Here is a 12,756-nt window from a genome sequence, read left to right as displayed (position 1 = left end):
TTCGTCCCCTGGGCGACAAGCGCGTCCACCAGAGATTCCGGGGTGCCTACCGCCAGAAAACCGCCGATCATGACGGTCATGCCGTCCTTGACCATTGCCGCCGCTGCTTGCGGAGTTATCATTTTAACCATAACAGATCCTCCTGAACCGGAGGGGCAGCACAGCTGCCCCTCCGCCTTTTGTTACATCTAGAATATCATCAGACCCAGGCAGATAAGAATACCGCTCCAGATCAGCGTCATCACGCAATAGCCCATAATGTCGCGGACGCCGAGCTTGGCGATCCCCAGGAGGGGCAGCGCCCAGAACGGCTGGATCATATTGGTCCACTGGTCGCCGTACGCGATGCTCATCGCCACCTTGGCCGGGTCGACGCCGAGCGCCATGCCGGCCGGAATGTTGATCGGACCCTGTACGATCCACTGGCCGCCGCCGGAGGGGACGAACAGATTGATGACGCCACCGGCGATAAAGGTGAACAGCGGGAAAGTGAAGGGGGTCGAGAACGAGATGAACCACTTGGCGATAATGGCGGCCAGGCCCGAGGAAACCATGATACCCTGGATGCCGCCGTACAGCGGGAACTGGAGGGCGATGCCGCCCGCTCCCTTGATGGCCTCGTTCATCGCGCGCACATAATTTATCGGCGTCATATGGAGAATGACGCCAGCGACAAAGAAGATGCAGATAACGATATTGAGGGTAAGATCGAGGCCTTTCGTGGCGAAATAATTGCCGAGGTAAATCAGGCCCATCGCCCCGAACAGCATGTTGATAGCGACGCTGTTCTCCAACTTGGTCGCGAGAGTCTGCTCGGTCGGGGGAGCCGCCTCGGGCGCATCGGCGAGCAGCTCGGGATCGACCGTCCTGATGTTCTCCGGCTTGGGTGCCATCATCTTGAACAGCAGCGGCAGCGTAATGATAATCGACCAAGTAATGATAAGGTTCCAACTGGAAAATATCGTGCTGGAAACGGGGATGACCCCGGTCAGTTTTTCCACCAGGTGGCCCTTGGTGGCGACAGCCAGCGGGATTGAGCCCGAAATGCCGCCGTGCCAGATAACGAAGCCCGAGTAACCGGCCGCAACCACAAAGCTATAGTCCGTTCCCTTGACGCGGCGGGCCAGTTCACGGGCCAGCAAAGCGCCGACGACCAGGCCGAAGCCCCAGTTCAGGAAGCTGGCCACGCCCACCACAAAGCAGTTGAGCATGGCGGCCTGGGAGCCGTCCTTAGGGATTGACGCCAGCGTGGACAGGAACGATTTCACCGGCTTGCTGCTCGCCAAAGCATGGCCGGTAACAAGAATCAGGATCATCTGCATAGCGAAAGCGATGATTCCGTACAGTCCGTTGCCCCACATGGCAATCAGGTCGATAAAGCCTTTCCCGGTTAGCGCGAGAGCCATTACAAACGCCACGAACGTAAGAAGGATTGCGAACAAATAGGCATCGGGCAGATATTTCTGCACTAGAACGACAAAAAAGTTGGCCATTCTGTTAAGCATAACTCTTGCTCCTCCTCTTAACTTATTTTGTTAACGGGGGGGCCTATAGCCGAATAGCGGACTACCTCCTGCCTCCTTTCTCAAGCTTAAGCAGACCATCCCTTGACTATCTTTTGCAAATTGCGTGCCAAGATGGGGGCGACCGGCGAAGCCCGCCGCTGCTGGGCCGTCATCCCGCACCGCCGAGGGGGGGTGAAATAATTTTCACATTTGCGCTCTTTTCGTGGCAATTTTCGGAATTTTTTTGCACATCGGCCCTGCCGGTTCAACGACGACGCTCTTCATCGACTCAATTCTGGCCGGAATGCAAGATATCCTTCTTTTGACCCGGACTACGGAAGTATTCAAGACTTTTCCCGGCGGGGCGGCCGGACTGCGCAAGCCGGCAACACCCCCCGCGTCCACTACAGTGCGGGGGGTGTTATCACTCCGCTGACTGATCGCCTTCCAGCGCCGCCTTGCCCAGGCCGTGCTCGTCGATCTTGTACTGCAGCGCCCGGCGGCTGATATCGAGCGTCAGGGCAGTTTTGCCGCGGTTGCCGCCGCAGGCCTTCAGCGCCCTGGAAATGACCTGCTTCTCCACATGATGCATAATATCGCGCAGCGTCCCGGAGTGGGGGATAGCCACCTGCGGCTGGACGCCGTCGGCCGACAGGCCGGGCAGATCATGGACGCCGATCACGCCGCTCGACATAATCACCGCCCGCTCCAAAGCGTTGGCCAGCTCGCGCACGTTCCCCGGCCAACGGTGCCGCCTGAGCTGCTCGGCCGCCTCGGCGGTGATGGGCGGCGGTTCGCGGTGAGCTTCGGCGGCGAAATGGCGCAGGAAATAATCGATCAGCAGCGGGATGTCCTCCTCGCGCTCGCGCAGCGGCGGCACGTGGATAGGCACCACCTTCAGCCGGTAATAAAGATCCTCGCGGAAAAAGCCGCTGCGGACCATGGCCTCGAGGTCGCGGTTGGTCGCCGCGATTATCCGCACATCCACCTTAATCGTCTCCGTGCCGCCCACCCGCTCGAACTCCCGCTCCTGCAGCACCCCCAGCAGCTTCACCTGCAGCGCGGGCGTGAGCTCGCCGACCTCGTCGAAGAAAATCGTCCCCCGGTCGGCCAGCTCGAACCGGCCCGGCTTACGGGCTACCGCCCCCGTGAACGCCCCCTTCTCGTAGCCGAACAGCTCGCTCTCCAGCAGCCCCTCGGGCAGCGCGCCGCAGTTCACCTTGATGAACGGCCCGTCGCGGCGCAGGCTGTTGTTATGAATAATCTTTGCGATCAGCTCCTTACCGCTGCCGCTTTCGCCGGTCACCAACACAGTCGCGTTCGTCTGGGCCACCCGGCCCACCTTCTTGTACACCTCCTGCATCACCGCGCTCGTGCCGATTATATTGCCGAGCTTATACTTGTCCTGAACCTCCGTCCTGAGCGCCGTTACCTCATCCCGCAGATTCTGGAGCTGGAAGGCTCTGTCGAGGATAATCCTCAGCTCGGCGACATTATATGGCTTAACGAGATAATCGAACGCCCCGTTCTTCATCGCCTCGACCGCCGTATCCACCGTCCCGTGGGCGGTCATCAGGACAACCGCCGTATGAGGCTGCTCGCCGCGGATAATCTCGAAAGCCTCCATCCCGTCCATCACCGGCATCTTGATATCCATCACAATCACCGCCGGCTTTATCTGCCGGGCCTTCTCCACCGCCTCCCGGCCATTTTCGGCCAGAAACACACTATAGCCCGCCTTGCGGACAACCTCCTCGATAAGTCGGCGGACGCTCAGTTCGTCATCCACCACCAGCACACGATTATTGGCATTCATGGCTATCTCCCTCCAGCGCCGGCAGAACAAGCGTGAAAACGCTGCCCCGCCCTAAGGTAGAATCGACGAGAATCTTGCCGCCCCAGCTCTCCATCAGCCGGTCGGCCACTGACAGGCCAAGACCGGTGCCGTCGTCCTTCGTGGTGAAAAACGGATCGAACAGCTTGCCGACATTTTCCGGGGCGATGCCCACGCCGGTGTCGGCGATGCTCACGCGCACCGTGCGGTCGCCGGCATCGAAAAACGTGCGGATATTGATTTCCCCGTCATGGTCGACCGCCTGGCCCGCGTTGATCAGCACATTGATCAGCACCTGCTTAAAGCGTTCGCTGTCCACATTCACCATCGGCAAGCCGGGGGCGAACGAGCGGACAATCTCGATGCGGCTGCGGGCCGCCTTGGGCTCGATCAGCAGCAGCGAATCGGCCACCACCGTATTGATATCGGCCGGCCCCACCCCCGAAGCGGGCGGGCGGGCGAAAGTCAGCAGCTCCTCGATAAGGCGGTTCATGCGGGCCGTCTCTTTGATAATGATATCCGTATACTCGCTCTGCTCCGCCGGGGTGATCTCCTCGCGGAGCAACTGGGCAAACCCCTTTACCGCCATCATCGGGTTGCGGATCTCATGGGCGAGGCCGGCCGCCAGCTCGCCGGCCAGAGCGAGGCGCTCGGCGCGCTGCACCTGCTCCTCCAGCCGTCTTTTGGCCGCCAGGCTGTGAGCCATATCGTTGATAGCCGCCGAAATCTCGCCCATCTCGCCGCCGAGGCGGGGCAACTGATGGGTCAGATCGCCCTTCAGGCGCATCAGGCCGCCTTTTATCCGTTCGATATCGGTGGCCAGCCAGCCTACGAGATAAACGACGCCGGTGATTCCGAGGATAAGGCCGAGGGCGATCGCCAGATAAGCCTGCCGGGTCATGGCGCGGATCTGCAACTGGATATCGGCCGTCAACTCGTTGGCCCAGATATAGCCGATAACCTTGCCGTTCCTGGCAACCGGATGCATCGCGTTCATAATCTCGCCGCGGACAAGGGCGCCCTCCTGAACGCGCGGGCTGCCGGTTGCCATCACGATGCGTCCCTCGTGGGTCGGGCCGATCGGCAGACCGACCTTATCGGCGTAAACATTGCTCGGTCCATAAGTAACGATCGCGTCCAGATCGCGCGAATAATAACCCACGCCGATGCCGGGATAAGCGGCCGCCACCTGGTCGGTGAAGGCGGCCAGCTCGCGGTTCAAAACGGCGATCCGCTCATCGCGCCCGGCCCCCGGAGGACTGTGCCGGTCCAGAATATCGTCGTAGCTGCCGACGAGGTGCCTGTCCAGCATCCGGGCCGCGCCGAAAAGCTTCTGCTGCTTCTCCGCCACCAGCGCCTGCTCGGCGCTGAACATCATGAAATAGCCCGCCACCAGAATCGGCAGGGCAACAACGACCACCGTCAGGATCAACAGCCGTCCGCGCAGGCTACGCGGCCACATCGGCACCACCCCTTTTCAGGACTAATTCCACCTTCCCGCCGAGAATCCTGTCCTTGCCTCCTCCGCCCAAAGCAAAAACCCGGTACTAAGTACCGGGCTCCTCGGTCTCCGCCGCCGCCTGTTGATCCTTGCGGGCGTCGCGGGCCAGCGTCCACGCCTCGCGGGCCAGCTCCAGCACCCGCTTCTCGTTCCTGGCCTGCGGGTTGCCGACCACCTTGCTGAGATAATTGAGCGCTTCCGGCAGGCGGCCGGTGCGGCGCAAAAGCTCGCCGATCAGATACTCCAGCGTAAGCTGGCTCATATTGCCGATCGGCGTCCGCTCCTTGAGGAAAGCCTGTTCGTAATGCGCGCGGGCCTGGTCGAGCATCGCCTTCTCCTCATCAGGCAGCCCGCCCTCCCGGTACAGCCAGGCCAGCTTCAGGTACAGGCTCGCCTGCCGGCTGGGGAGAGTACCGGCCATATCGGCGAAGAAAATCGCCAGCTTGAACGTCGTCACGGCATCCTGGCGCGTCCTTGGACCGCCGAAATTCACCTTCACGTTCCGGCCCTTCAGGAAAGCCTTCACCGCCGCCATATTGACCGGCGGCTCCTCGAAATAAGTGTCCTGAGCGGCGTAGCCGCAGTGGGGGCAGACCCAGATCACGTAGTAGTTGGGGTTGGCCTCTTTGTAATATGTGCAGAAATCGCTGTCCTGCTTGAGCATCGACAGGCGGTTGCGCACCTTCGTGACCGTGAACTTCTTGTCGCACATCACGCAGCTTTTTTCCACTGTGTACAAAATATCAGCCATGGTTTTCCCTTCCCCCGGATTCCGCAAGGAACCGTTAATTGCCTTTAAGATCGCGGGCCATCGCCCGGGCGGCCCCCGCGAACATCATCGTATCGGTGGCGACGCACAGCATCCGCACCCCAAGCCCCCGCCAATACTTGGCCTGGGCGGCGTCGAAGCAGAACATGCCGGCAATCTTGCCGCGCTTCACCGTCCGGTCGACGATCGCGTGGACGATGCGGGTGAACTCGGGATCGTCGAAGCGTCCGGGCATCGCCATCGAATGCGACAGGTCGGCGGGGCCGACAAACACGCCGTCCACGCCATCGACAGCCAGGATCTCGTCGAGAGCGGCAAGGGCCTTGATATCCTCGGCCTGCACGACGACAAGCGTATTCTCGTTCGAATCGGCGATATACTTATCAAGCGGCTGGAACCCGTAGCGGGCGGCGCGGACAATCCCCGCAAGGCCGCGATCGCCGCGGGGGCAATACTTCACCGCCCGCACGGCCCGGTCGGCCTCCGCGGCGCTGTTCACCTGCGGCACGAGAACGCCGCGGGCGCCGACATCCATAGCCCGCAGGATATAAGCCGGGTCGTTCTTTGTCACCCGCACAATCGCCGTAAGGCCGCTCACCTCGGCGGCGCGGATCATCGACTCCACCTCGGCGATATCGTTGGCGCCGTGCTCGGTATCGATAATCGCATAATCGAAGCCGGCATAGCCGAGCATTTCCACGCTCGCCGGCGCGTTCGTCAGCACCATCGTGCCGTTCACCGCGCCGTTGGCGAGTTTTTGTTTCAACAGAGCGACCACATCCTTTATACTGTATAACTACTATTATTTATTATCTCCGCGCCAATCCCCTGCAAAATCCGCCAAAAAAATTCACTGGCTAACAAAAGGAACCGGGGAATATTCCCGGTTCTTCGTCCTCTATGCGAAAAGCACAAGGCCGTTCAGAAGCCCTCAGATGCAAGGCGGCTCCGTCAGGCGCGCCGCGCCGCGCACTCGGAACGTACGCAAGCAAGCGCCTGACGGAACAACACCGCAGATGAGGGCTTATCAACGGCCGCTACCTCGCCGTAGCGGCCCAGGCCTTGATCGCATCCACGTACTGCCTCGCAAAATCGTCGAGCGACATCCCGGCGGCGCTGGCGTCCTGCGGGGCAAGACCGACAATCTCGCGGTCGTCGTAATAAATCGTTATGTACGTCCCGTCGCTGTCGAGGATAAAGCGGTCGGCGTTGAAATCGGCCGTCCGCGAGGCGAGGTAGAGGGCGCCCGCCATCAGGTACGCCCGGTAAAGCGGCTTGTTGCCGCGGTAAGTCGCGGTCAGCGGCGGCAGCGTCAGCCCGGCGTCGGTCGCCTGGGCGGTCGCGCCCTTCGCCGTTACGGCGGGATGGACCTTGGCGTCATTTATGTACCCCTGGACGCGGGCGACCCGGGCCTCGGGCTCGGGGTGGGTGGAAAACAGCCCGTAGCTGCCCTTATTGGGAAGATCGTTCAGCTTCTGCAGCCCCATCAGCATACTGTAGGGGTTATAACCGGCCCTCACCGTATGCTGGAAGCCCAGCTGGTCGGCCTCCCGTTCGTCCTCCCGGCTGTAACCGGCCATAATCGCGTTATAAGCCAGGTTCTGGAGAAAAACGCCCCGTTCGCCGAACAGCACACCGAAAAGGATGCTCATCCCCAGGCTCTTCTCCAGTTGGCGGACGGTGTGGCGCTTCGAAATGTGCCCCACCTCGTGACCGATGATGCCGGCCAGCTCCTCATCGGACGGCATATAATCGACCAGGCCCTTGAAAAGATACACGAAGCCGCCAGGCAGGGCAAGAGCATTGACTTCCTTATTATTGAGCACCTTAAAAGAGTAATCTATATCGCGGCGGTCGCTCGCCGCCGCTATCTTGGCGCCGATGCGGGCCACCCGCGCCTGCAGGTCGGGGTCGTTTGCCACACCGTACTTCGTCTCCAGATCCATGGCGACGCGGCGGCCGATCTCGATCTCGTCCTTCGTGCCGATGAGGGCGGCTTCCGCCTGGGGCAGCCAGCCGGCGATGCAGGCGAGCAGTGTCAGCGATACAAGCAGTCCGGCGATTTTGCGCCATCTGTCGTGCATATCCTTTTCCTCCCCGGGGGGGACAACCCCCTGAGGAAATTTTACCGGATTATGCCGCGGGAAGCAAGGACTTCCGGGTTAGAGGCCAGAATGTAAAAATTCCCGCGCCAGCAAATTTTTCCAAAGACAACACGTTTTAGTGGCCATTCGGGCGCTATATAGTGTATAATAAATAGCGTAAATCGAAAAGTATTGTAACACATTCCGGAAAAAGCGCAGGTGAGCGGTATCGAACTGTCTAAACGCCAGGAGGCCATCCTGGCAATAGTCAAAAACTACGGCCCCATTACCGGCAAAGAAATCGCCGACCGCCTCAACCTCAGCCGGGCCGCGCTCCGGCCCGACCTCGCCATCCTCACCATGTCCGGGCTGCTGGGCGCCAGACCGCGGGTCGGCTATTACCTTACCGGCAAAGAGCCCTCCGACGTCATCGCCGGCGTCCTCGGCAGCGTCAAGGTGGCCCAGGCGTTGTCCCAGCCCGTCGCCGTGCGCGACACCAGCTCGGTATACGACACCATCGTCACCATGTTCGTCGAGGATGTCGGCACAATCATCGTGGTATCGGAAGGCGGCTTCCTCGAAGGGGTGGCTTCCCGTAAGGATATGCTAAAAGCGGCGATGACTGGAAAGAATATCAACAAAATGCCGGTCAGCGTCTCCATGACCCGCATGCCCAACATCGTCGTCACCTACCCCGAGGAGCACGTCCTGCAAGCGGCGCAGAAGCTCCTCAGCCATCAGGTGGACGCCCTGCCCGTCGTCGTGTCCGTCAAGACCGACGGCGGCGAAAAGCTGCAGGTTGTCGGCCGTTTCACAAAGACCAACATCACGCGGCTATTCGTTCAGCTAGCCGGGAAGTAGGGGGTAACAGTCATCAACCTGAAGCTCGAATGTCCCACAATCTATATTCTCTCCGACTCCATCGGCGAGACCGGCGAACTGGTCGTCAGGGCCGCCGCCAGCCAGTTCAACGCCGGCAACATCGACGTGCGGCGCATCCCGTATCTCAACACGGCCCGCGACGTAGAAGACGCCATGCTCGAAGTGGCGGCCTGCCAGGCCGCCGTCGTCTACACCCTCGTCCGCCCCGACCTCCGCGAAGTCCTCGTCGCCAAAGCCCAGGAACTCGCGGTCGTCTGCGTCGACATCATGGGCCCCATCATAAGCTGCCTGGCCGCTGTCACCGGCAGGCAGCCCCGGCTGGAGCCCGGCCTCATCCACAAACTTGACGAAGCCTACTTCAGCAAACTTGAGGCGGTCGAATTCGCCGTCAAATACGACGACGGCAAACAACCGTGGGGGCTCGCCAAAGCCGACCTCGTCGTCGTCGGCGTATCCCGCACCACCAAGACGCCGCTGTGCATGTTCCTCGCCCACAAAGGCATCAAAGCCGCCAACGTGCCGCTCGTGCCCGAAGTCCCGGTGCCCGAAGACCTGCTCGGCCTGCCGGCCGAAAAAGTCGTCGGCCTCACCATCAACCCGTCCCTGCTGCACGAGATCCGCCGCGAACGGCTCAAAACCCTCGGCCTCGCCGAAGGGGTCGACTACGCCAACCTCGAGCGCATCTACCAGGAACTCGACTACGCCCAGCGCATCATGCACAAAATCGGCTGCCCGATCGTCGACGTCACCAACAAAGCCGTCGAAGAAACGGCGGCCAAAATACTTGAGCACTATCGGAAGGGAGCATGCAAATAAATGACTAAATACGTCTACCTCTTCAACGAAGGCCGCGCCGACATGAAGGCGCTCCTGGGCGGCAAAGGGGCCAACCTCGCCGAAATGAGCAACATCGGCCTGCCCGTACCGCCCGGCATGACCATAACCACCGAAGCGTGCATCGACTACTACAAACTCGACAAGACCCTGCCGGCCGGGCTCATCGAAGACGTCTATGTCAACCTGACGGTCATCGAAAAGAAAACCGCCAAACGGTTCGGCGACCCCGCCAACCCGCTCCTCGTCTCCGTGCGCTCAGGCGCCATGTTCTCCATGCCCGGCATGATGGACACCATCCTCAACCTCGGCCTCAACGAAGCCACCGTCAAAGGCCTCGCCGAAGCCACCGGCAACCCCAGGTTCGCCTACGACGCCTACCGCCGCTTCATCCAGATGTTCAGCGACGTCGTGCTCGAAATACCCAAAAGCGAATTCGAACACCTCCTTGACGAAGAAAAACGCCGCCGCGGCGTCACCTACGACCAGGAACTCACCGCCGAAGCCCTGCGCGGCCTGCTCGACAAATACAAGGCGCTTGTTCTCGCCCGCCTGGGCAAGCCCTTCCCCGAAGACCCGCGTCAGCAGCTCAAAATGGCCGTCGAAGCCGTCTTCCGCTCCTGGAACAACGACCGCGCCATCGTCTACCGCAACCTCAACAAAATCTCCCACGACCTCGGCACCGCCGTCAACATCCAGTCCATGGTCTTCGGCAACATGGGCAACGACTGCGGCACAGGCGTAGCCTTCACCCGCAACCCCTCCACCGGCGAAAAGACCCTCTACGGCGAATACCTCACAAACGCCCAGGGCGAAGACGTCGTCGCCGGCATCCGCACCCCCAACCCCATCGCCAAGCTCAAGGACGAAATGCCCGAAGTCTTCAAACAATTCGTCGCCACCGCCGAGCTTCTCGAAAAACACTACAAAAACATGCAGGACATCGAATTCACCATCGAGCGCGGCAAGCTCTACATGCTCCAGACCCGCAACGGCAAGCGCACCGCCCAGGCCGGCATAAAAATCGCCTACGACATGGTCGCCGAAGGCCTCATCGGCAAACGCGACGCCATCCTGCTCGTCGAACCCGCCCAGCTCGACAAACTCCTCCACCGCCAGATCGACACCGCCGCCAAGCTCGACGTCATCGCCAAAGGCCTGCCCGCCTCGCCTGGCGCCGCCTCCGGCAGCGTCGTCTTCTCCGCCGACGACGCCGAAAAGTGGGCCAAAAACGGCCAGAAAGTGCTGCTCGTCAGCACCGAAACCACCCCCGACGACATCCACGGCATGGTCGCCGCCCAGGGCATCCTCACCAGCCGCGGCGGCATGACAAGCCACGCCGCCGTCGTCGCCCGCGGCATGGGCAAACCGTGCGTCTGCGGCTGCGAAGCCATCAAAGTCGACTTCGCCCGCCGCGAATTCACCGTCGGCGCCCTCACCGTCAAAGAAGGCGACCTCGTCTCCATCGACGGCGCCACCGGCAACGTCATGCTCGGCACCGTCCCGATGGTCGACCCCGTCCTCTCCGAGGAATTCCTCACCTTCCTCGGCTGGGCCGACGACATCAAGCGCCTTGGCGTCCGCGCCAACGCCGACACCCCCGCCGACGCCGCTAAAGCCCGCCAATTCGGCGCCCAGGGCATCGGCCTCACCCGCACCGAGCACATGTTCATGGGCCACGACCGCCTGCCCCACGTCCAGGCCATGATCCTCGCCGACAACGAGGAAGCGCGCCGCGAAGCCCTCAAATCCCTCCTGCCCATGCAGGAAGGCGACTTCTACGGCATCCTCAAAGCCATGGAAGGCTACCCTGTCTGCATCCGCCTCCTCGATCCGCCGCTCCACGAATTCCTCCCCGACCTCACCGAGCTCATGGTCGAAATCGCCGAAATGAAAATCACCGGCAAAAATCCCGGCGAGCTGCCAGCCAAAGAAGCGCTCCTCAAAAAGGTCAAATCCCTCCACGAATTCAACCCCATGCTCGGCCACCGCGGCTGCCGCCTGGGCATAACATTCCCCGAAGTCTACGAAATGCAGATCAGGGCCATATTCAGCGCCGCCGCCCGCCTCACCAAAGAAGGCGTCAAAGTCCTGCCTGAAGTCGAAATCCCGCTCACCATCGACGTCAACGAAATGAAATTCTTCAAAACCCGCATCGACGCCATCGCCGCCGAAATCATGGCCGCCGCCAAAGTCTCCTTCCACTACACCTCCGGCACCATGATCGAGCTGCCGCGGGCCGCCCTCCTCGCCGACGAGCTCGCCGCAGTCTCCGACTTCTTCAGCTTCGGCACCAACGACCTCACCCAGACCACCCTCGGCTTTAGCCGCGACGACGCCGAAGGCAAATTCCTCAACGACTACCTCGAAAAGAAAATCCTCAAAGAAAACCCCTTCATCGTCATCGACCGCAAAGGCGTCGGCAAGCTCATGAAAATGGCCGTCGAAGGCGGCCGCAGCACCAAACCCGGCCTGCTAGTAGGCATCTGCGGCGAACACGGCGGCGAACCCAACTCCGTCGAATTCTGCCACCTCATCGGCCTCGACTTCGTCAGCTGCTCGCCCTATAGAGTGCCGATAGCCCGCCTTGCCGCCGCCCAAGCGGCGGTCAGCACTGGCGAAGTACTCGGCACCAGATAATCTATAACACAAAGACCCGCCTCTTTAGGCGGGTCTTTCTTCTGCTACAATGTCAAATGGCGGAGAACGCAGGCTGTGCGCCGGAGCTCCGGCCGAACGCGCCGTAAGGCTTGGGCCGACACAGCCGTACCGTCGCCAACTGTCATCCGTGACAGATGGCTCCTCGCCCGTCCGTCCATGGACGGACGTACGTTCGTGTGACCGGCCGGCTTCACCAACGGCGCGTATTCGGCCTCCGTAACGGCGCCTACGCCTGCGTTCTCCGCCGCCTTCGGCCTTTTGCACCATGCGGGGGAGGCCGGCGTTCCCGGCTTGGGGTGCGCCCCCTTGAAGCGAGGCGGCGGCCGCTACTTAGCGAGAGAGCCGGTAACGGCCGCCGGCGCGAGCCACGGACGGCGAGCGAGCCGCTATCTGTCAGGAGACAGTTAGCGGCGTACGGCCAGCCGTCGGCGATGAGGTTAGTAAGACCGCCGTCGCAGCGGGGGGCGGCACCCCAAGCCGGGATAAGCCGGCCCATAGAAAACACTCCGCTCCCCATCAACAAACAAGGACCCGCCGAACTCTCGGCGGGCCTTTCGTCTTATCTCCTATACCTAACCTCTCGGCCCGGCTGCCGTAATCTCCGCAGGCACATCCTTGCCAAACTTCACGAAATTCCGCGCGAACCGCGCCGCCAGGTCGGCGGCCGCTTTGTCGTACGCCGCCTT

General features: G+C 61.4%; 10 protein-coding genes. 3 read left to right on the top strand and 7 right to left on the bottom strand.

The genetic code is table 11. The features are described 5' to 3' along the window. The 7 genes from RIN56_20175 to RIN56_20145 form a co-directional block, all read right to left on the bottom strand. Positions 1-122, bottom strand: a 122-nt coding sequence (locus tag RIN56_20175; GenBank protein MDR7869114.1) for a CoA-transferase, incomplete at its 3' end; no start/stop codon positions are given. Positions 123-188: 66 nt separating this feature from the next. Then, on the bottom strand, positions 189-1,505 hold the full coding sequence (locus RIN56_20170) for a short-chain fatty acid transporter (GenBank protein ID MDR7869113.1): 1,317 nt from the start codon (positions 1,503-1,505) through the stop codon (positions 189-191). Between the two features lie 424 nt (positions 1,506-1,929). Then, positions 1,930-3,321, bottom strand: coding sequence for a sigma-54 dependent transcriptional regulator (locus tag RIN56_20165; GenBank protein ID MDR7869112.1), 1,392 nt, complete (start codon positions 3,319-3,321; stop codon positions 1,930-1,932). Further along, positions 3,308-4,801, bottom strand: coding sequence for an ATP-binding protein (locus RIN56_20160; protein ID MDR7869111.1), 1,494 nt, complete (start codon positions 4,799-4,801; stop codon positions 3,308-3,310). The genes RIN56_20165 and RIN56_20160 overlap by 14 nt, the downstream gene beginning before the upstream one ends. Positions 4,802-4,886: 85 nt before the next feature. Next, positions 4,887-5,591, bottom strand: coding sequence for a DUF2225 domain-containing protein (locus RIN56_20155; GenBank protein MDR7869110.1), 705 nt, complete (start codon positions 5,589-5,591; stop codon positions 4,887-4,889). Positions 5,592-5,625: 34 nt separating this feature from the next. Beyond that, on the bottom strand, positions 5,626-6,375 hold the full coding sequence (locus RIN56_20150; protein ID MDR7869109.1) for an aldolase/citrate lyase family protein: 750 nt from the start codon (positions 6,373-6,375) through the stop codon (positions 5,626-5,628). Between the two features lie 271 nt (positions 6,376-6,646). Further along, positions 6,647-7,693, bottom strand: coding sequence for a M48 family metallopeptidase (locus RIN56_20145; protein ID MDR7869108.1), 1,047 nt, complete (start codon positions 7,691-7,693; stop codon positions 6,647-6,649). Positions 7,694-7,912: 219 nt separating this feature from the next. On the opposite strand from RIN56_20145, the gene RIN56_20140 reads away from it, so the two are divergent. From RIN56_20140 to ppdK, 3 genes are read left to right on the top strand one after another with little or no spacing between them, the layout of a single operon-like run. After that, complete coding sequence (locus RIN56_20140) at positions 7,913-8,554, top strand: helix-turn-helix transcriptional regulator (protein MDR7869107.1); 642 nt, start codon at positions 7,913-7,915, stop codon at positions 8,552-8,554. A 39-nt stretch (positions 8,555-8,593) separates the two neighbouring features. Continuing rightward, entirely contained in the window at positions 8,594-9,391 is a 798-nt protein-coding gene (locus tag RIN56_20135) for a pyruvate, water dikinase regulatory protein (GenBank protein ID MDR7869106.1), read from the top strand. Then, a complete protein-coding gene (gene ppdK / locus RIN56_20130) occupies positions 9,392-12,049 on the top strand; it encodes a pyruvate, phosphate dikinase (protein MDR7869105.1) in 2,658 nt (885 codons plus the stop codon). Positions 12,050-12,756 lie beyond the last annotated feature (707 nt).

Source organism: Sporomusaceae bacterium (assembly GCA_031460455.1).
Classification (GTDB): domain Bacteria; phylum Bacillota; class Negativicutes; order Sporomusales; family UBA7701; genus Anaeroselena.
This window is presented reverse-complemented; position numbering and strand designations above follow the sequence as displayed.